The sequence below is a fragment of the Rhizobium sp. PRIMUS64 genome (assembly GCF_023006465.1).
In the GTDB taxonomy this organism is placed as follows: Bacteria; Pseudomonadota; Alphaproteobacteria; order Rhizobiales; family Rhizobiaceae; genus Rhizobium; species Rhizobium leguminosarum.
The window spans coordinates 66015-86008 of record NZ_JALBGX010000012.1 but is presented as its reverse complement, the minus strand read 5'-3'; the positions used below and the strand labels follow the sequence as shown (position 1 = coordinate 86008).

14 protein-coding genes are annotated in these 19994 nt (G+C 60.9%); 6 read left to right on the top strand and 8 right to left on the bottom strand.

All coding sequences use genetic code 11. From position 1 onward, the window contains the following. Window positions 1-54 precede the first annotated feature (54 nt). Complete coding sequence (lpxE, locus tag MOV76_RS07655; protein WP_247264231.1) at window positions 55-789, top strand: lipid A 1-phosphatase LpxE; 735 nt, start codon at window positions 55-57, stop codon at window positions 787-789. Between the two features lie 158 nt (window positions 790-947). Here lpxE and MOV76_RS07650 read toward each other — a convergent pair whose 3' ends face one another. From MOV76_RS07650 to MOV76_RS07630, 5 genes are all read right to left on the bottom strand, one after another. Next, complete coding sequence (locus MOV76_RS07650; protein ID WP_130718349.1) at window positions 948-2834, bottom strand: MFS transporter; 1887 nt, start codon at window positions 2832-2834, stop codon at window positions 948-950. Window positions 2835-3072: 238 nt separating this feature from the next. Further along, window positions 3073-4377, bottom strand: coding sequence for an ABC transporter permease (locus MOV76_RS07645; RefSeq protein ID WP_247264230.1), 1305 nt, complete (start codon window positions 4375-4377; stop codon window positions 3073-3075). Then, window positions 4374-5066, bottom strand: a complete 693-nt coding sequence (locus MOV76_RS07640; RefSeq protein ID WP_130718353.1) for an ABC transporter ATP-binding protein — start codon at window positions 5064-5066, stop codon at window positions 4374-4376. Before MOV76_RS07640 ends, MOV76_RS07645 begins: the two co-directional genes overlap by 4 nt. A 6-nt stretch (window positions 5067-5072) precedes the next feature. Beyond that, a complete protein-coding gene (locus MOV76_RS07635) occupies window positions 5073-5540 on the bottom strand; it encodes a hypothetical protein (RefSeq protein ID WP_018448382.1) in 468 nt (155 codons plus the stop codon). A gap of 208 nt (window positions 5541-5748) precedes the next feature. Further along, complete coding sequence (locus tag MOV76_RS07630) at window positions 5749-7503, bottom strand: alkaline phosphatase (protein ID WP_247264229.1); 1755 nt, start codon at window positions 7501-7503, stop codon at window positions 5749-5751. 87 nt (window positions 7504-7590) lie between these two features. Between MOV76_RS07630 and MOV76_RS40040 the strand changes: the two genes are divergently transcribed. The 3 genes from MOV76_RS40040 to MOV76_RS07620 all read left to right on the top strand — a co-directional run bounded on the left by MOV76_RS40040 (window position 7591) and on the right by MOV76_RS07620 (window position 10045). After that, window positions 7591-7803, top strand: coding sequence for a hypothetical protein (locus tag MOV76_RS40040; RefSeq protein ID WP_018244134.1), 213 nt, complete (start codon window positions 7591-7593; stop codon window positions 7801-7803). Between the two features lie 111 nt (window positions 7804-7914). Then, on the top strand, window positions 7915-8949 hold the full coding sequence (locus tag MOV76_RS07625; RefSeq protein ID WP_012759513.1) for an aspartate-semialdehyde dehydrogenase: 1035 nt from the start codon (window positions 7915-7917) through the stop codon (window positions 8947-8949). Window positions 8950-9223: 274 nt separating this feature from the next. Further along, the gene (locus MOV76_RS07620; RefSeq protein WP_247264240.1) at window positions 9224-10045 is read left to right on the top strand and encodes a lytic transglycosylase domain-containing protein; all 822 of its coding nucleotides are present in this window, start codon (window positions 9224-9226) and stop codon (window positions 10043-10045) included. A gap of 68 nt (window positions 10046-10113) precedes the next feature. Here the strand turns inward: MOV76_RS07620 and MOV76_RS07615 are convergent, their stop codons facing one another. The 3 genes from MOV76_RS07615 to pdxY form a co-directional block, all read right to left on the bottom strand. Continuing rightward, a complete protein-coding gene (locus MOV76_RS07615) occupies window positions 10114-11733 on the bottom strand; it encodes a GGDEF domain-containing protein (RefSeq protein WP_247264228.1) in 1620 nt (539 codons plus the stop codon). Between the two features lie 96 nt (window positions 11734-11829). Beyond that, window positions 11830-12471: a carbonic anhydrase gene (locus MOV76_RS07610; RefSeq protein ID WP_247264227.1), complete on the bottom strand. Its 642-nt coding sequence runs from the start codon at window positions 12469-12471 to the stop codon at window positions 11830-11832. A gap of 71 nt (window positions 12472-12542) precedes the next feature. Further along, complete coding sequence (pdxY, locus tag MOV76_RS07605) at window positions 12543-13418, bottom strand: pyridoxal kinase PdxY (RefSeq protein WP_026188562.1); 876 nt, start codon at window positions 13416-13418, stop codon at window positions 12543-12545. A gap of 276 nt (window positions 13419-13694) precedes the next feature. Between pdxY and MOV76_RS07600 the strand changes: the two genes are divergently transcribed. Next, window positions 13695-18470 carry an NAD-glutamate dehydrogenase gene (locus MOV76_RS07600; RefSeq protein WP_247264226.1) on the top strand — a complete coding sequence of 1592 codons (4776 nt, stop codon included), beginning with the start codon at window positions 13695-13697 and terminating at the stop codon, window positions 18468-18470. A gap of 27 nt (window positions 18471-18497) precedes the next feature. Beyond that, entirely contained in the window at window positions 18498-19886 is a 1389-nt protein-coding gene (locus MOV76_RS07595; protein WP_018244140.1) for an MFS transporter, read from the top strand. Window positions 19887-19994: the final 108 nt, after the last annotated feature.

Sequence of the window (19994 nt, the reverse complement as noted above, 5' to 3'; positions counted from 1 at the left end):
AGAGCGTCCTTAGCGCGTCGTGGCACTTTAGGGCAAATTCGAACGGACGACGGAATGCGGGCATTTTGGGCTTCCCTGAACAGGCGCTGGCGCCGGAGTAGCGCCGGCATGCCGCCTTTGCGTTGGCAGGCCTGCCTCTTCATCACGTTCAATGCGGTGATCCTCTCCATGCTGCTCTTCGACGCGCCGATCGGCGCCAGCGAAGCTCCCGCGCCGGTGAAGCACCTCGGCGAGATGCTGACCGGTTTCGGCGATTCCGCTTGGCTGATCTACACCAGCATCTTGCTGTTCTTTCAGGGCCGGGCAGGCTACAAGCTTGTGAAGACGGCGCGCTCCAAGGCGCAGGCACTCTACGTCAGCTGGATCGGCGCCTATCTCTTCATCACGGTTGTCTTCTCTGGGCTTCTCGCCAATCTGCTGAAGCGGGCAATCGGCAGGGCGCGTCCCGATCATTTCCATGACTACGGCATGTTTTCCTTCACGCCCTTTTCTGGCCATTCCGCTTTCGAAAGTTTCCCGTCCGGCCATTCCACCACGGTCGGCGCCTTCTTCGCCGCCTTTGCCCTGCTGTTTCCGCGCTATCGCGTTGCCTTCATCGCCTGCGCCATCTGGCTCGGCATGACGCGTGTCATGGTCGGCGCCCATTATCCGAGCGACGTGATCGCCGGCCTTGCCTTCGGCGGCTGGTTCTCGCTGCTGACGGCGATCGTCTTTGCCCGCTGCGGCTTGCTCTTCAAACTGGCGCCGGATGGCTGGCCGCTCTCGAAGCGCCTGTTTCGCACTGCATAATTCCTTAAATCGGAATCGATTTAAGGATAAAATCATGCAGCAATTCAAAATGTCCTTTGCGCGTCCGAAAAGACGCGCGGCGCCGTGATATGGAAAAGCCCGGCGCCTTGTGAGCGCCGGGCCTTTTTCTCAAGCGCGGATTGGCCTCAATCCGCCGCTCAATCCATGGCGTGGATATCCCTGTTCTTCGTTTCCGGCAGGAAGATCAGGCCGATCACCAGCGTGATCGACGCAAAGACGATCGGGTACCAGAGACCGTAATAGATATCACCCGCGGCAGCGCTCATCGCGAAGGCTGTCGCCGGCAGCAGGCCGCCGAACCAGCCGTTGCCGATGTGATAGGGCAGCGACATGCCAGTATAGCGGATGCGGGTCGGGAAAAGCTCGACCAGCAGAGCGGCGATCGGGCCGTAGACCATCGTCACATAGAGGACGAGGACGAACAGCACGGCGATCGTGCCGATCCAGTTAACCCGGGCCGGATCGGCAACCATGGCGAAAGTGCCGCCATTGGCGATGTTGTAGACCACCATGTCGGTGACGCCATTGGCCTCATCCGCCGTCAGCAGCTTGGTCTCGACCAGCTTGGCCGCTGGTACGGTTTCCTTCTCGCCGGCGCGCACGGCATCGGCATTGAGCGACAGTTCCGGATTGGCTGCGATGAAGGCATCGAGCTTGGCATCCGGCACCTTGACGGCGCCGCGGTTCAGCGGGTAGCCGGCATCATGGAGCGCAATGTTGACGCCCTTTTCGAAGGCGGCGGTCATGCCCTTGGCCTTGTCGCCGGCAGCGACGACGTCAAAGCTTGGGATCGTCGCGTTGCCGACCTTCACCGTTGCCGGCTGTCCGGCGGTACCGGGCACGACGTCGTAAGGGACCGAATTCCTCGTCAGGAACGCCGTTGCCACGTCGCAGGAACTGGTGAACTTCGCGGTACCGGTCGGATTGAACTGGAACCTGCAATCGGCCGGATCAGCCGTCACCGTTGCCCGGATCGAAGCCTGCGCTTCGGCCAGCGCCGGGTTCGCCGTCCAGGTCATCGCCTTGAACAGCGGATTATAGGTCACCGCCGCAATGAGAAGGCCTGCCATGATGATCGGCTTGCGGCCGATCTTGTCGGAGAGACCGCCGAAGATGACGAAGAACGGCGTGCCGAGGAGAAGTGCGATGGCGACCATGACATTGGCCGAGAACAAGTCCACCTTCAGCACGTTCTGCAGGAAGAACAGCGCATAGAACTGGCCGCCGTACCAGACGACCGCCTGGCCCATGGTGGCACCGAGAAGCGCGATGATCGCGATCTTGGCATTTTTCCATGTCCCAAAGGCCTCGGTCAGTGGCGCCTTGGAGCCTTTGCCTTCCGCCTTCATACGCTGGAACGCCGGCGATTCGTTCATCTTCAGGCGGATCCAGACGGAAATGCCGAGCAGGACGACCGAGACCAGGAACGGAATGCGCCAGCCCCAGGCGGCGAACTGGACCGCACCCATCAGATATTGAACCAGGACGATGACGATCAGCGACAGGAACAGGCCGAGCGTCGCCGTCGTCTGGATCCATGAGGTGAAGTAGCCGCGGCGCCCGTTCGGCGCATGTTCGGCGACATAGGTTGCCGCACCGCCATATTCACCGCCCAGCGCCAGACCCTGGAGCAGGCGCAGCCCGATCAGGATGATCGGGGCTGCGATGCCGATGGTGGCGGCACCCGGCAGGACGCCGACGAGAAAGGTCGACAGACCCATGATCATGATCGTCATCAGGAAGGTGTATTTACGGCCGACGAGATCGCCGAGACGGCCGAACACCAGCGCGCCGAAGGGGCGCACCAGAAAGCCGGCGGCAAAGGCGAGCAGCGTGAAGATGTTGCGCGTTGCCTCGGGATATTGGGTGAAATAGGTCGCGCCGATATAGGTGGCGAGCGAGCCATAGAGATAGAAATCGTACCATTCGAAAACGGTGCCGAGCGAAGAGGCGAAGATGACCTTCTTCTCCTCGCCGGTCATCGGACCGGCCTTCGCGCCGTCGATGCTTGCGACATTTGCCATTGTCTGTCCTCCACAGAGTGATGATCACGCGCGCGACCTACTCTCCTCAAAGCATACCCCTGGCCGCGACACGCCTGACGAGAGTGTGCCAGAAACGACAGATCAAAAAGAGAGATGCTTTGGGATTATGACTTTAGTCTAAGAGTGGCGCGGTTCTCGCGCACATCAGGCCGTCCGTGACGATTGAGCTGCCGGAGGTTTGAAAGCAGGTTTCACTGCGGTTTGCGACGTGGATCCGTTATGCTCTCAGCGCCTGTGCCGGCGATTGCCGATAGGCGAGCACTGCCGGCAGTGCAGCGAGAATTGCGGCAAAGGCAAGCAGCACTGTTGCAAGCCCGGCGTCTTCACGCGTGAAGACGACCGGCATGGCGACCCCGCTCGTTTGCGAGAACATGCCAGACAAGATGAGGGCCGCGGTATAACCGAGCGCGAATCCGAGTGCGATGCCAACCGCCACCAGGAAGAAGAATTCCAGCCAGACGATGCCGAAAATCGCGCCACGTGGGGCGCCGAAGGCTCTCAGTGCGCCGATCTGGCGGCGGCGCTGGCCGATATGGATGACCGTGACCAGTACCAGCGAGGCTGCGACGAGAGCTTGCGCGCCTGAGGCGACCGCGACGAGGATCTGCTTGGCATCGCCGAGCGTGGCGTAGAGATTGGTCAGCACCTCGCCGGGAAAGACAGCGACGGTATTGCCGCTGCGATATTCCTGCCGCAGCTTGTAGGCATCGGCGATTGTCTTCGGCTTGACGAGAATGGCGGGAAGGCCGGGAGCGCCCGCAGTCAAGGTCTCATCAAGTGCGGCATCCGGATCGGCTTTCCCGTGATGCCCATGCCCATCGTGATCAGCGCCGGCCTTCTCATGTTCATGGCCATGTTCAACGCTATCCGTTCCGGACGCCGCTTCATGTTCGTGCCCACTGTCCTCCTCATGTTCCTCCGCCTCCAGGCCATGAATGTGCCAGACGGCTTGGATGGGAACGAGAATGGCTCGGTCCCAGGCGGTGCCGGTCGGCCGCAAGCGGCCGGCGATGTGATAGACGAGCTCGGTATGAGTCTCGCCGCCCTCTTCCAGCGACCCATGCATCGGCTTGATCTCGCCGCCGAGCGACAGCTTGACGGCAGCGCCGATCACCGCCTCGCCCTCGCGCGCGAAAATCTTGCCTTCGGCTAAGCCGGAGAGGTTCTGCGTCAACATGATCGTTGTGCCGATGATCGGATAGCCGGAGAAGGAATCGCCGAAGCCGATCGGGGCTGCCCAATCGACCCGCGGATCTGCGGCAAGCTTGCCCAGCACTTCGCCCGGCATCAGCGGCAAGGGCGAGGGCTGCAGGAAGATAGAGGACAGCACGAGCTGCGTCTCGCTGCCGCCGGCGCCGATGACAAGATCGAATTTGTCAGCGGCGCGCGCGCTGCCAAGACGAAGCGCCCGCTCCTGTAGGACGACGCAAACGCCGAGCGCGGTCGCAAGCGCCACCAGCAGCACGACCACCAGCGATCCCGCCCAGAGGCGACGAAGATCGGAAAGGATGAAGCGGATCATGCAGCCTCTCCCGCCGCTGCTGCGGAATCTTCGCTGATCCGGCCGGAGCCGAAGGTGATGCGCCGGTCGAGGCGGCCCGCCAAGCGCTGGTCGTGTGAAACGACAATCAGCGTGCTGCCTTCGGCAATGGCAAGATCGAGGAGAAGATCGCCGACCGCCTCGCCGCTTTCGGCATCGAGGCTTGCGGTCGGCTCGTCGGCGATGATGACGCCGGGCTTGCGCAGCAGCGCCCGACCGATCGCCACACGCTGCATCTCGCCGCGCGACATGGTCTCGATTTTCTGGCCCGGGCGGGAAAGACCGACCGTGCCCAAAAGCGCATGACCCCGCTCGATGACATCGACTGTGGCAGCGCCGGCAAGCCGCGCCGGCAGGAGTACGTTCTCCAGCGCCGACAGGCCGGGGAAGAGATGGAACTCCTGCATGACCAGGCCGATATTGGCGGCACGGAACCGGTCACGCCGGCTTTCTGAAAAACTCGCTATATCCTCACCGTTCCAGCAGATACGGCCTTGCCGTGTACGCTCCAGCCCGGCAACGATATTGACGAAGGTGCTCTTGCCGGAGCCGGACGCCCCTGTAATGGCGACCCTGCTGCCTGCATCGATCGACAGGCGGCTGATCACCAGTGCCGGCGAGGACAGGCCCGGGAAGGCAACGGTCAGGTTTTCGATATCGAGAGAGAGCATATCGGTTCAGACGGCGGAATATTCGGCCTGGCGGATCCGCAACAGGCTGACGAAGCCAGTGTCCGGATCCGTCCACGAACCGTATTCCAGCGTGCCGCGCACTTCGATCGTCTGGCGCGGCTGCACGAAGGTCTGTTTCTCCAAGAGATAGACGACGACGATATTGTCCGGCCAGTCCGTATCCGAGGAGCAGAAGGGGCAGAGCGACATCGGCACCTCGGTGAGCACGAAGAACTGGGCCTCAGCCTTCAATGGCGGCGCCATGAAACCTTTCATGCTGACGTCTTTGCCGGCAAGGCGCTTCACCTTGTCGGAGAATTCGAGGCCGAGCACGCCGAACTTGCCGTAGAGCTCATCGAAGCTAATCAAGGAATCAGCAGCAAAACTCGGGCGAGCAAAAGCGGCGAAGGCCAGCGTACCGATGGCGCCGATCAGGCCGCGGCGGCTGAGATGCAGCGAAGGGAGCTTTTCCATGGCGATCTCCAAGAATGAAATCCCGGCCGCTGAACGGCCGGGACCATGATCGGTGAATGAGGCAGGGCCGGCAAGCGGCTTAGCCGGGCCAGAGCATGATGCCGAAAAGTGTGCGCGGTTTTCGGACGACATCATGCTCTATTTCTTTGATTTAGATGCGGATTCAGATTTTAGGCCGATCCGGCCTAAAATCATCCGCATCTAGAGATCAGTTCGTCTGCTTGGCACCGAGAGCGAAGGTGTCGGCGAGCACGCGATAGACGTCGCTCTGTTCCATGTAACCGTGGAAACCTTCAGCGCCCGGACCAGCCGATTGCAGGACGACGTCGTCGACGGCGTGGACGCCACTATCGCCGCTCTTCGGGATATTGCCCTGAACGAAGACCGCGCCGGGAACATCCTTATACTGCTCGTTGGCGACATATTCCTTCTTTTCGTTCTGGACAGCCGGAACGAACGGACCATCGAGCTTCGGACGGAAGGTCTCGTAGTGATCGGGGCCGTTATTGGCGCTCAGGAACAGCCGGCGGCTGACGTCGACCTTATCGGGATAGCCGTCGCCGTTTTCGTCCTTGTAGTTCGGGAAGCCGGCCTCGGCATAGGTCCCGACCTTTTCGCGCATTTCCGTGCCGGGCTTTTCATCATCGACAGTGCCGATGATGGATACGCCATGCGTGTGGTCGCCGGTGACGACGATCAGCGTGTCCGGATGGGCCTTCTGGAATTCGCGGGCAACGCCGATGGCCTGGTCGAATTCGATGGTTTCGATAACGGCACGATCCCAATCGAGCGGATGGGACATCTTGTCGATCGAGGAGCCTTCGACCATCAGGAAGAAGCCATCAGGATTCTTGGAAAGGCGGTCGAGCGCAACCTTGGTCATGGCGACGAGACCCGGCTGGTTCGGGAACTTGTCGACGGTGCCTTTCTTCAGGAACTCGCGATCAAGCGTGACGTCCATATTGCCGGTGTGGAAGAGGCCGAGGAGATTGCCTTCAGCCGATGCATTGGCTGCGAGCTCGTTCTTGTCGGTCGCAAGCTTGTAGCCGGCATCCTGGAACTGCTTGATGTAGTCCTGGTTGTCCTTACGCTTGGAGCCGGCGACTTCCTTGCCAAGGAAATAGGCCGAGCCTCCGCCAAGGAGGACTTCCGGCTTGACGTCGAGCAGCATGCCGACGACGTCGGCCTTGTCGTTGCGGTTGCGGGTATGGGAAACAACCGCCGCCGGCGTGGCGTCCTCAACCTCGGCCGTTGCAACGATGCCGATCGACTTCTTGGTCAGGCGGCGAACGGCTTCTGCGAAGGTTTCAACACGCGGATCATCAAGCGAGGCCGGCGTACGGTCCGCGTAAACGCCGATCGCGTTGACGGCTGTCTTGTGACCCGTCATGTAGGCCGACATGGTGTTGGCCGAATCCGTATCGACGGCATTCGTCGCCGACGTGCCGATAAAAGCCATACGCTCGAGATCGTCCATATTCAGGCGGCCATTCGCCTTCCCTTCAGTCATGCCCTTGGACATGATGCGGGCAGCGGTGCGATGCGCAACGGAAAGCCCGTCACCCAGCAGGAAAATGATGTTCTTGGCCTTCGGCTGGGCTGCTGTTTCGTAAACGTTCCAAGTAACGGACTTCGTTTCGTCTCCGGCCGCGACTTCGATCCTGTAGTCGCCCGGAGCGGAAATCTTCAGGCCGCGCAGCAGGATAGCGGAGCCGAGAGCCTTGTCATCCTTGCCTTTTTCCAGTTCGACGAACTGCGCCTCGCCCCCAAGCACGGTCTTGTAGTCCTGGCCATTGACCGTGATCTTTACGTCTTCAGGCTTGACCTGCTTGTTGAGCTCGACCTTGAAATCAAACGGTGAACCGGCAAGAATCGTCGCGCGATCAAGCGGATAGACCGTCGTCGCCTGAGCGGCGCCCGCAAGGATGGTGGTGGCCGCAAAGGCGGCAAGAAGCGTACGCATGGAAAACCCCCGTTTTCGTTGCAGACATTAACAACCGGGCCGGGATACCTCCCGAGGATGACAGCGGCATGACAAAACGTCGCAGTATTGCGGCGGCAGCTTTCGCCTGCGGGCTCTAAGCGCAAAAACCTTGACTCCTGTGGAAAACCTTCTAAGAGCAACATCGGAAAAGGAATCTCCATGGTTCGCGACGAACACGCCATTGCCGAATGCAATGACCGGGCACGGGTTGCCGGGGTGGACATTGCCGTTCCGGTTTCTGCCAAAACCAAGGCCAAAACGACGACGAAAACCGTCTGACGTCTCTGGCCTGCCGCTCTCTCCCCGGCTCGGCTGGGGACAGGAAGACGCGATTAATCGCGCCTTTCCCCTCACCGGACAAGAGGAGAGAAGAGAAAGAGAGCTTGAGAAATGGGTTTCAAAGTAGCAGTTGCGGGAGCGACCGGAAATGTCGGCCGGGAGATGCTCAACATCCTCTCCGAGCGAGGCTTCCCCGCCGATGAGGTCGTGGCACTCGCCTCCTCGCGTTCGCAGGGCACCGAGGTTTCCTACGGTGACCGGACGCTGAAGGTCTCCAATCTGGAGAATTACGATTTCTCCGATACCGACATCTGCCTGATGTCGGCCGGCGGCGAGGTCTCCAAGAAGTTCTCGCCGAAGATCGGCCAGCAGGGCTGCATCGTCATCGACAATTCCTCGGCTTGGCGCTACGACGCCGACGTGCCGCTGATCGTGCCGGAAGTGAACCCGGATGCCATCAGCCAGTTCACCAAGCGCAACATCATCGCCAATCCGAATTGCTCGACCGCCCAGCTGGTGGTGGCGCTGAAGCCGTTGCACGACTTCGCCAAGATCAAGCGTGTCGTCATCTCGACCTACCAGTCGGTCTCCGGCGCCGGCAAGGACGGCATGGACGAGCTGTTCAACCAGACGCGCGCCGTCTTCGTGGCCGATCCGATCGAGAACAAGAAGTTCACCAAGCGTATCGCCTTTAACGTCATCCCGCACATCGACGTCTTCATGGAGGACGGCTACACCAAGGAAGAATGGAAGGTGCTGGCCGAGACGAAGAAGATGCTCGACCCGAAGATCAAGGTCACCTGCACGGCGGTGCGTGTGCCGGTTTTCATCGGTCATTCGGAATCGGTCAACATCGAATTCGAAAACGAGATCACTGCCGACCAGGCCCGCGACATCCTGCGCGATGCACCAGGCTGCCTCGTCATCGACAAGCGCGAGGACGGCGGCTACATCACGCCATATGAATCGGCGGGCGAGGATGCGACTTACATCTCGCGCATCCGCGAGGATGCAACGGTCGAAAACGGCCTCAATATCTGGGTAGTCTCCGACAACCTGCGCAAGGGTGCTGCGTTGAACGCCATTCAGATCGCCGAGCTGCTCGTCAATCGCGGCCTTGTCAAGCCGCGCAAGCAGGCCGCCTGATACCATTTGTAAACCATAATATGCTAAAGCCCTGCTGATGAAGGCAGGGCTTTTTGCCGAGCCGTAGGCGCCCTCTATCCATAAGCGCTTACTAAAAGGTGATCGTGACAAAATCGCCTTCGGCTGGCATTCTGCCCGGCGTCAAGCCAAGCTATGCCGCCCGAGACCGTGTAGCGGTTTTGGGGCAACGACATGAACAGAACGAAGATTTAAAGCGCGTCGCATGGTCCCGATCGGCCGCGGCGCGCTTCAGCAGACCGGAGCGGGGTTCCTCATGCGCATGACAACATTCCTTCTGGCGGCGTTTACGGTAGCCGGCGTTCTCCACGCGCTGCCGGCAGCGGCCCAGAGCGCCCAATGCGGCAATAATAGCAGCGGTTTCACTGCCTGGGTCGCCGATTTCAAGCAGGAAGCGGCGGCAAACGGCGTCAGCCGCTCGGTCCTCGACCGCGCCTTCGCCAACGTCAATTACAACAAGCCGACGATCGCCGCCGACCGCGGCCAGAAGAGCTTCAAGCTCTCCTTCGACGCTTTCATGCAGAAACGCGGCGGCGCCACGGTCATCTCCCGCGGCCGCAGCATGAAGGCCGCCAACCAGGCGCTTTTTGCCTCGATAGAGCGTCGTTTCGGCGTTCCGGCCGGCCCTCTGATTGCGATCTGGGGCATGGAGACCGGTTTTGGCAGCTATATGGGCAACCAGCATACGCTGTCGGCTGTTTCGACCCTGGCCTATGACTGCCGCCGTTCTGAATATTTCACCGACCAGCTCTATGCCGCGCTCCAACTCGTCTCCGAGGGGTATCTGAGCCCTCAGGCCAAGGGTGCCGCCCATGGTGAAATCGGCCAGACGCAGTTTCTGCCGCGCAATGTCGTGCGCTTCGGCGCCGACGGCGACGGCGACGGCCGCGTCGACATGGTCGGTTCCCGCGCCGACGCGCTGGCCTCGACAGCGAATTTCCTCAAGGGCCATGGCTGGCGCGCCGGCGCCGGCTACCAGCCTGGAGAGCCCAATTTCGTCGCCATCCAGGGCTGGAACGCCGCCAGCGTCTACCAGCAGGCGATCGCCTATATCGGCCAGGAGATCGACGGCAGGTAGGCCTTCTCGGTAGATAAACCTTCATCGACACCCATACCCGAAAACGCCGCTGCGACATGCGGCGTTTTTCATTTGCGGAAATCAAAGCCGCCGCCCGATGCCGCCTTGCGTCGCTCCTCCTGGGCCGGGGCCGGCAGGGTCGGTCCCGAGACGACGCAGTTGCGGCCGGAGGCCTTGGCGGCATAAAGCGCCAGATCGGCACGTTTGACCAGATCCTCGAAGTTCCGGTTGGAGGCTTCATTTGGCCGTCCGGCGCACCCGAAACTCGCCGTCACCTTGAGAACATCGCCGCTCGGCAACGGGATTTCCGCCGCCTCGATTGCCAGCCGCACGCGCTCGCCAACGATTGCGGCATCGTCAGGCGTCGAATCCGGCAGAAGCGCCAGGAACTCCTCGCCGCCATGGCGCACCAGCAGATCGAAGGAACGAAAATTCTCACGTGCAACGCCCGCGACCTGCCGGAGCACGGCATCGCCGGCGTCATGCCCGTTGATATCGTTGATCTTTTTGAAATGATCGAGGTCGAAGAGCACAACGGAAATCCAGCGTGATCCATGCTCGGCCTGTGTCAGAAGCGCGGATGCAGCGACCTCGAAGCCGCGCCTGTTGTAAAGACCGGTCAGAAGATCGGTCTGGGCGGCGCTACGCAACTCGCCCACCAGCGCCTCCCGATCCTGCGTCAGCCGGTCGATCAGCCGCAGCCCCTTTGCCGCCAGCACCATCACCAATGTGGCGAGAATCAGCAGGCCGGCACACAGCGCCAGGATCCGCGTCAGGTGAATGTGCGAGCGCATGGAAAGATTTTCGCCGGTCTCGTGAATATCTTTTGCGGCCTCGATCATCTTCTGCTGCAGGAAGGTCATGCGTTCGCTCTGCGCGGCGGCCCAGACGTCATGCACGGTCCGTGTCGGCCGCGATCCGGCGAGAATGGCATCGGTGATCGCATTCGCCTTCACCTGGCCGCTGCGGCCGAGATAGGCAACGATGTCGCGCACGATCGGCGCGGAAGAATGGAAAACCATGTGATCCATGCCCTCGCCGAGCATGACCTTGCCCTGCACGAAGAGCTCTACCGGCAATCTGGCGGAAACGCCGTGGTCGAGGTAGCGGGTGCCAACGCCGGTAATAAGCCTTTCGCCGTAATAGGTCAGCAGGATGCCCATCAGCTGGTTGGATTTCTCAAGCAGCACCGGATCACTGATCAGCGGTGAGAGCGCATCGACGACAGCAAGCTGCTTGAGAGCCGCATACCAGTAGATGGAACCGGGATCGCTGCCGGTATAACGCCCCTGATCGACGGCGCTGCGCGCAGCGATGATGCGGCTGTAGGCAAGGCTGAGAATCGATAATTCGCCGACGAGCCCCTCGTCGAGCGCATCGCGGGAGGGCAGGCTGGCATAAAAAGCGCGGCGTTCCCGATCGAGCGTCACCCGGCTTTGCAGCATGTCGGCGGCAGTCCGGCTGTTGGGACGTGCGAGGTAGCGGCGGGTGGCGCCAATTTCACTCAGGATCTCGGTGGCGGCGATGGACCCGCCACGGGCAAGCACATCGGCGAACTGCCGGTCCTTTTCGAGGTTCCTGTATTGTGTGACCGAAGAACGTATGACGACGACGCCTTCGATGAGCATGAAGACGAAGGGCAGCATGATAGCGGCCAGGATAACCTTTTTGATGGTTTCGAACTTCATCGCCAATCGCCACGGTGATCAAAACCTCGGTCGTACCCGACCAATTGACGGCGAGCTTAACAACAATCCTTAAAAAAGTGATAAACCGGCATGTCCCTAGATTTCGGGACGAATGAAGTCGCGTGTCTCGGCGTCCATGACCCACAGTTCGCCGGTCGAAATGTCGAACCAGGCGCCGTGGAGATGAAGGTTTCCCGCTTCCTCGAGAGCCCTGATATCGGGGAAGCTTCTGAGATTGTTGATTGAATTGCGGATGGAGACACGCTCCAGCGCCGTCTGCCGCTCGGCGGCCGTCATCACGTCGTTGCTCTGGATCTGCTCGGCGGCAGGTTTGACCAGCGACATCCAGCGGCCGATGAAGTCGCCGGGCGACAATGGCTCGGCATTCGGATCGAGCGCAGCGCGGATGCCACCGCAGCGGCCGTGACCCATCACGACGATATCCGAGACCTTCAGCACCTGCACGGCAAATTCGAGTGCGGCCGACGTCGAATGAAAATGGCCATCCGGCTCGTAGGGCGGCACCATGTTGGCGACGTTGCGGATGACGAAGAGCTCGCCCGGGCCGGCATCGAAGATCAGCTCCGGTGCCGCGCGAGAATCCGAACAGGCAATGACAAGCGTATGGGGACTTTGACCGTTTTCGGCAAGCTGCCGATACCTGTCGCGGGCGTCGGAATAGCGCCCGTTCATGAAGTTGCGATAGCCGTCCAGAAGAGGGTTTGGAAAACGCTGCATGCTTCTGGATTAGCGCGCGCGGACGACAAGATCAACTGCTGCACCGCAAAATGAACATATTGGCAGATGCGTCACTTTTTCCGCCGCTGCGCCGGGTGCACGAGCCGGCGCATCTGCACCATGGCCATCGGCGTTGAAAGGCTGGAAGCATCGCTTGCCAGCATCAACTCGTTGCTGCCGCGCTTGACGGCCCGCGCAAGCACCTCGAAGACGCTGGCGGTGGCAAGCTGCAGCGCCTTTTCGTCCTCGAGCCCGGAAAGCAGGCGCGACAGGAAGACGGCGGCGAGCAGGTCGCCGAGACCATTGGGCGGGTTTTCGACGACACGGTGCTCGGCAAGAAGCGCGTGGCGACCGGAAAGATAAAGATTGCCGGTACCGCCCGCCATCATCGGCACGGCTGAAGTGACGAGCATGCGCGATGGTCCGAGCGCGAGCGCCGCCTCCATGATCGTACTGTTGTCTTCGAGGGCCGCCCCCGAAAGCCATGCAAGCTCGTACCGGTTCGGCGTCGCGAGCGAGGCAAGCGGAATGAGATGATCGCGAATAGCCTCTGCAGTTGCTTCCGGCACGTAAAGGCCGCCGAGATCGCCCATGACGGGATCGCAGACATAGAGCAGCTCGGGATTGTTTTGCCGGAGCGCACCGATCAGCCGAGCGACGGAGCGCGCCTGGGCGGCATTGCCGAAATAGCCCGAAAGCACCGCCTTGACTTCGCCGATCCAGGGCGCGCGGATCAGATCGTCGATCGCCGCGTCGAAATCCGTTTCCGCAAAAGTTAGCCGCGTCGAGCGGCCGTGGCCGGGATGCCAGGGCAGCACGATGGTCGGCATGGCCCAGACCGGATGACCGAGCGTCTCCAATGCAAAGACGGCTGCCCGGTTTCCGACCGAGCCACGCACCACATGGCTGGAAATGACGATGACTGCGCCCGCTGCATTTTCCGACATGATACCCAAGATCCGAATGATGACCGCGTTTGATGATCTTTTTGACGCCACGCTGTCAACCATTCTTCATGCGAGCGTGGAAATGTTCGCCGGGACGAAAAACCGGGAGACGGGACTTTCCCTTTCGTTTGGCGACGAAAGCGGAAAATCTCTTACAATTTCTCATTTCCAGCGCCAAAAAAGCATCAAAACAATCCTTCGGACCGCTCTTTTAGAGATTTTTTCGAAGAATCTTCTGCTAGCTTGCGAAAAATCAGACATTGAGGGAGGCGATCCATGGCTGCCAGAAACAATCCGAAACGGGAAAAGCAGATCGAAAGCGCGCGCAAGATCGCCAAGGCGACGGGTGAAGCGCATCTCGATCCGGAAATTCTCTTCGGCCGGGCAAGCAATGACGATCTCGAACTCTACACGCCTGAGATGCTGGCACTCTCCGCCGTGCATTCGGCAAAGGAGCTCGCCGCCTGGAACGGTAAGGTGCCTCGTGTCGGCATCGACACCATTGCCGATGTGACGCCGGACGGCATCGCGGTCTCGGTGCTTTCAGTCACCGACCAGAACATGCCTTTTCTTTTTGAATCGGTCATGGGCGAAGTGACAAGCACCTATCGCGACCTGTTCATGGCCGTGCATCCCATCCTGATCATGGAGAAGGGCAAGGCGCCGGCGCTTTATTCCGCCGATCACCCAAGCGATCCGGCCAACCGCGTCAGCCATATCCAGCTTCATATTGCGCCGCTCAATTCCGCCCAGGCCGCCGATCTCGTCAAACGCATCGAAAAAGTGCTCGAACAGGTCCGCCTGTCGGTTTCCGACTGGAAGCCGATGCTTTCCAAGATTGACGGAGTGATCGCAGAGCTTGCGGCCAATGGCGCCAGCCGGAAGAAGGCCGATCGCGACGAAGCCGTCGCTTTCCTGACCTGGCTGCGCGACGAGAATTTCACTTTCCTCGGCATGCGGGAATATGTCTATTCCGGCAAGGGGAGCAATGCCAAGGTCGAGCGCGACAAGGGTGCTGGCCTCGGCATCCTCTCCAATCCCGATGTATTGGTGCTGCGCACCGGCAAGGACGCCGTAACGACAACGCCTGAGATCCTTGCCTTCCTCGACGGCCCCGACTTCCTGATCGTCACCAAGGCGAATGTGAAATCGATTGTCCATCGCCGGGCCTATATGGATTATGTCGGCGTCAAGCGCTTCGACACTGACGGCAACGTCACCGGCGAACTGCGCATCGTCGGCCTCTTCACCTCGACGGCCTATACGTCGCTCGCCTCCGAAATCCCGCTGCTGCGTTCCAAGATCGAGAAAGTGAAGGAACATTTCGGCTTCGACCCGATGAGCCATTCCGGCCGCATGCTCGACAACACGCTGGAATCCTATCCGCGCGACGACCTTTTCCAGATCGACACGACGCTGCTTGCAAGTTTTGCCGAACAGATCAACGACTTGGCCGATCGGCCACGCGTGCGCGTCCTGCCACGAATCGATCATTTCGACCGCTTCGTCTCGGTGATCATCTACGTGCCGCGCGAGGAATATGACTCGATCGTACGCGAACGGATCGGCACCTATCTGAAGACTGTCTATGACGGCCGTGTCTCTGCCTATTACCCGGCTTTCCCGGAAGGGGGCGTGGCGCGCGTGCATTTCATCATCGGCCGCTCGGGCGGCAAGACGCCGCGCATCCCGCAGGCAAAGCTCGAGCAGGCGATCCGCGAGATCACGGCCCGCTGGGACGACCGTTTCGAGGCGCTGGCCGGGGCCAAGGCGCCGAAGATATCCGTCGACCAAGCCTTCCAGGATTCCTTCACCCCGGAGGAAACCGTGGCCGACCTCGCCGATATCGGCGCCTGCGCCGCCGGCGAGCCGCTTCGCATCCAGTTCTACCATCGCCAGGAGGCACAGGGCCGCACCCTTTCCTTGAAGATCTTTCACGCCGGCGGCCAGCTGGCGCTGTCGCGCCGAGTGCCGCTCCTCGAGAATCTCGGCTTCAATGTCGTCAGCGAACGCACCTTCGACATCGGGGTGCCTGCCGCTGATGGAGAAACCAAACTCGTCGTGTTGCACGACATGGAACTCGAGACCCGCAACGGCGGCGAAATCGATCTGCAGCGTTACGGCGCCGCCCTCGAGGAAGCCTTCGTCGCCGCCTTCGCCGGCACGATCGACAATGACAGCTTCAACCGGCTGATCCTTTCGGCCGGGCTCTCGGCGCGCGAGACGAACGTTCTGCGCGCCTATGCGCGTTATCTCCGGCAGGCCGGCATCGCCTATTCGCAGGATTATATCGCAACGACTCTCGACAAATATCCCGGTGTCGCCGCTGCTATCTTCCGTCTCTTCCATGACACCCTCGACACCAGGCTTTCGGAGAAGGCTCGCGTGAAGAAGCTTGCCGAATTGCATCAGGCGATCGAGACCGAGCTTGCAAACGTGCCAAGCCTTGACGACGACCGTATCCTGCGCCGCTACGTCAATATCGTCGATGCGACGCTGCGCACCAATTATTTCCAGAAGAACCCGGACGGCTCGCCGAAGCCGATGCTGGCCTTCAAGCTCGATCCGCATCTGGTGGACGGATTGCCGCAGCCAAAACCCTTCCGCGAGATGTTCGTCTATGGCGTGGAGGTCGAAGGCGTTCACCTGCGTTTCGGCAAGGTGGCGCGCGGCGGCCTTCGCTGGTCGGATCGCGCCGAGGATTACCGCACCGAAGTGCTCGGCCTCGTCAAGGCCCAGCAGGTCAAGAACGCGGTGATCGTGCCGGTCGGCGCCAAGGGTGGTTTTTATCCGAAGAAGCTTCCTGTCGGCGGCAGCCGCGACGAGATCTTCAATGCCGGCCGTGAAGCTTACAAGACCTACATCCGCACGCTGCTTTCAATCACCGATAATATATCGGGCGCCGATATCGTGCCGCCGAAGGATACGGTCAGGCTCGACGGTGATGACCCCTATTTCGTCGTCGCCGCCGACAAGGGCACTGCGACCTTCTCCGACACCGCCAATGCACTGGCACAGGAAGCCGGCTTCTGGCTGGACGACGCCTTTGCCTCCGGCGGCTCGGCCGGTTACGACCATAAAAAGATGGGCATCACTGCCCGCGGCGCCTGGGAAACCGTGAAACGCCATTTCCGAGAAATGGACATCGATATCCAGACGACGCCCTTTACCGTCGCGGGCGTCGGCGACATGTCGGGCGACGTCTTCGGCAACGGTATGCTGCTCTCTCCCAAAATCCGGCTCATATCAGCCTTCGATCACCGCGACATCATCATCGACCCCGACCCCGATATGGAAAAGACGCTGGCCGAACGCCAGCGGCTCTTCGACCTGCCGCGTTCAAGCTGGCAGGATTTCGACAAGAGCGCGCTGTCGAAGGGTGCGATGATCATTTCCCGCGCCGCGAAATCGGTCACGCTGACGCCGGAAGCGGTTGCCGCGATCGGCATCGACAAGGCCGTAGCCACCCCCTTCGAGATCATGATGGCGATCCTGAAGAGCCCGGTCGACCTGCTCTGGTTCGGCGGCATCGGCACCTATGTGAAAGCGCCGTCCGAAACCGACACCGAAGTCGGCGACCGCGCCAACGACCCGATCCGCATCACCGCGGTGGAAGTGCGTGCCAAGGTGATCGGCGAGGGCGCAAACCTTGGGGTCACCCAAAAGGGCCGGATCGCCTACGGCCTGAAGGGCGGGCGCTGCAACTCCGACGCCATCGACAACTCGGCCGGCGTCAACACCTCGGACGTCGAGGTCAACATCAAGATCGCGTTGGCAGCCGCCATGCATGACGGGCGCCTGACGCGCGCAAAACGCGACCAGCTTCTTTCTTCGATGACCGGCGAAGTGGCGACCCTGGTGCTGCGCAACAACTACCTGCAGTCCCTGGCGATCTCACTGACGGAACGCAAGGGCACGGCAAACGGTCTGCAGCTTGGCCGCTTCATGACTGTGCTCGAGGGCGCCGGCCAGCTGAACCGCAAGGTCGAGACGCTGCCGGACGACCAGACCCTTGCCGAACGCTATACAGCCGGCAAGCCGCTGACGCGGCCGGAAATCGGCGTGCTGGTATCCTATGCCAAGATCGTGCTCTTCGACGCGCTGGCCGCAAGCGATCTGCCGGACGATCCCTATTTCATCGCGACGCTTTTGAATTATTTCCCTGTGAAGATGCAGAAGTCGAATGCCGGCGATATCACCAGTCACCGCCTGAAGCGCGAAATCGTCGCGACCGTGCTTGCCAACGAAGCGATCAACCGTGGCGGACCAAGCTTCACCGTCGCCATGATGGACGCGACGGCAGCTTCGGCACCGGAAGTGGTGCGCGCCGCAATCGTTGCCCGCGACGGTTTCGACCTGACCCGGCTCTGGGCCGAAACCGACGCTCTCGACGGCAAGGTTTCCGGCGATATGCAGAACCGGATCTACGAGGAGATCAGCCATAGCTTTACCGTTCTGACGCGGCTGCTCTTGAAGACCGGCATGACCAAGGCGGATATGGCAGAAGTGATTAGCCGGCTGCAGGCCGCTCTGAAGAAACTGAAGCCTGCCTTCGCCGAACAGTCGGCCGGCGATGCCGCCCCGCGCCAAGCGGAATATAGCCAGGCGGGCGTGCCCGAGAAACTCGCGGCCGAGATCGCCAACCTGCAGAGCTTCGCGCTGGTGCCTGAGATCATGCAGATTGCCGAACGCACCGGCGAGCCCCTGGTGCGCGCCGCCGAAAACTATTTCGCGGTGTCGCAGACCTTCCGTATCGGCAGACTGCTGGCGGCCGGCGGGCGGATCCTCACCGCAGACCATTACGAGAATTTGGCGCTTGCCCGCAGCATCGACCAGATCGCCAGCGCAAGGCGCGACATCGTCATCTCGGCCCTTTCCGATCACGGCAAGGAAAAGCTTCCCGTTCAAGCCTGGCACGCGCAGGATCGCATCCGCATTAACCGCATCCTCGAGGAGCTTTCAAGCCTCAGCGACGGCGGCGATCCCAATCTCGCGCGTATTACCGTTGCTGCAGGTATCCTGACCGATCTTGCGCGCGACCGGGCGAGGTGAGACAGTCCGCGTCAAAAGAAGGAGCGGATGTTGAATCGCATTGACTGGACAGGAACGCAACCGCCGAAGGCCACGGAGAAGGGCATCTGGGGGTGGATGTTCTTCGATTGGGCAGCACAACCCTTCTTCACCGTGGTCACAACCTTTATCTTCGGACCCTATTTCGTGTCCCGCCTGACCGATGACCCGGTTTCCGCGCAGACGACGTGGAGCAATATGGCGACGATCTCCTCGGTGATCATCGCCCTGCTCTCACCCGTCCTCGGCTCGATCGCCGACCAGTCCGGCGCACGCAAACCCTGGATCGGCTTCTTCGCGATCATCAAGATCGCCAGTCTCTTCTGCCTGTGGTTCGCAGCCCCCGGTTCGCCTGTTGTCTATCCCGTCATTTTCATGATCCTCGCCTCGATCTCGGCTGAGTTCTCGATCGTCTTCAATGATTCGATGATGCCGCGTCTGGTCGGAAAGCACGAGGTCGGCAAGCTCTCCAACACCGCCTGGGGGCTCGGTTACCTCGGCGGCATAATCGTGCTCATCGCCGTCGTGACGCTTTTGGCGGCGAGCCCCGAGACCGGCAAGACCATCCTCGGTCTCGATCCGCTATTCGGTCTTGATCCTGAGACCGGCCAGGATGCACGTATCACCGGGCCGATCTCAGCCGTCTGGTATCTGATCTTCATCCTGCCGATGTTCTTCTTCACGCCGGACGTCGGCAGGGGTCTTCCCTTCGGCACCGCCGTCCGCTCCGGCTTGCGGGAACTCAGAAACACGCTTGGCGAACTCAGAGAACGCCGCGGCATCCTGACATTCCTCATTGCCCGCATGATCTATCAAGACGGCGTCAACGGCCTGCTGATCCTTGGTGGTATCTTCGCGGCCGGCATGTTCGGCTGGGCGACGATCGAGATCGGTATCTACGGCATCATCCTGAATGTTGTCGCGATCTTCGGCTGCCTGATCGCCGGCCGCGTCGATAGGAGCGTCGGTTCGAAGGTGACTGTCGTCATCAGCCTCAGCATGCTGCTTCTCGCCACGATCGGCATCATCTCGACAGGACCGGGTTACACCCTGTTCGGACTGATGCCGCTGCCGACGGCCGATTCCGGCGGCCTTTTCGGTACTGCGGCGGAAAAGGCCTATATCCTCTACGGTCTGCTGATCGGGCTCGCCTTCGGGCCGGTGCAAGCCTCGTCGCGCTCCTATCTCGCCCGCAGCGTCAGTCCGGAGGAAGCCGGCCGCTACTTCGGCATCTATGCACTTTCGGGCCGCGCCACGAGTTTCATGGCGACGCTGCTCTTCTCGCTGATGACCTATATGAGCGGATCACCGCGGCTCGGGATGGCAACGCTGATCCTGTTTCTTGCCGGCGGACTGGTGCTCTTGTTCCGCACACCCTATCCGGCCGATCGGGCATAGCAATCAGCTCTGCCCTGGCCGGCGGCTACAGCGCCGCGCGTCTTTTAAGACGCGCAAAGGACGCTGTAGCACTTTGAGTTGCTGCATAATTTTCATCCTCAAATCGAT

Bases quoted from the DNA above. Each gene is read 5' to 3' on its own strand.
- MOV76_RS07615 (WP_247264228.1), bottom strand. From the start codon at position 11,733: ATGAAGTTCGAAACCATCAAAAAGGTTATCCTGGCCGCTATCATGCTG.
- MOV76_RS07650 (WP_130718349.1), bottom strand. From the start codon at position 2,834: ATGGCAAATGTCGCAAGCATCGACGGCGCGAAGGCCGGTCCGATGACC.
- MOV76_RS07610 (WP_247264227.1), bottom strand. From the start codon at position 12,471: ATGCAGCGTTTTCCAAACCCTCTTCTGGACGGCTATCGCAACTTCATG.
- MOV76_RS07630 (WP_247264229.1), bottom strand. From the start codon at position 7,503: ATGCGTACGCTTCTTGCCGCCTTTGCGGCCACCACCATCCTTGCGGGC.
- MOV76_RS07600 (WP_247264226.1), top strand. From the start codon at position 13,695: ATGGCTGCCAGAAACAATCCGAAACGGGAAAAGCAGATCGAAAGCGCG.
- MOV76_RS07645 (WP_247264230.1), bottom strand. From the start codon at position 4,377: ATGATCCGCTTCATCCTTTCCGATCTTCGTCGCCTCTGGGCGGGATCG.
- MOV76_RS07625 (WP_012759513.1), top strand. From the start codon at position 7,915: ATGGGTTTCAAAGTAGCAGTTGCGGGAGCGACCGGAAATGTCGGCCGG.
- MOV76_RS07635 (WP_018448382.1), bottom strand. From the start codon at position 5,540: ATGGAAAAGCTCCCTTCGCTGCATCTCAGCCGCCGCGGCCTGATCGGC.
- MOV76_RS07640 (WP_130718353.1), bottom strand. From the start codon at position 5,066: ATGCTCTCTCTCGATATCGAAAACCTGACCGTTGCCTTCCCGGGCCTG.
- MOV76_RS07620 (WP_247264240.1), top strand. From the start codon at position 9,224: ATGCGCATGACAACATTCCTTCTGGCGGCGTTTACGGTAGCCGGCGTT.
- pdxY (WP_026188562.1), bottom strand. From the start codon at position 13,418: ATGTCGGAAAATGCAGCGGGCGCAGTCATCGTCATTTCCAGCCATGTG.
- MOV76_RS07595 (WP_018244140.1), top strand. From the start codon at position 18,498: ATGTTGAATCGCATTGACTGGACAGGAACGCAACCGCCGAAGGCCACG.
- lpxE (WP_247264231.1), top strand. From the start codon at position 55: ATGCGGGCATTTTGGGCTTCCCTGAACAGGCGCTGGCGCCGGAGTAGC.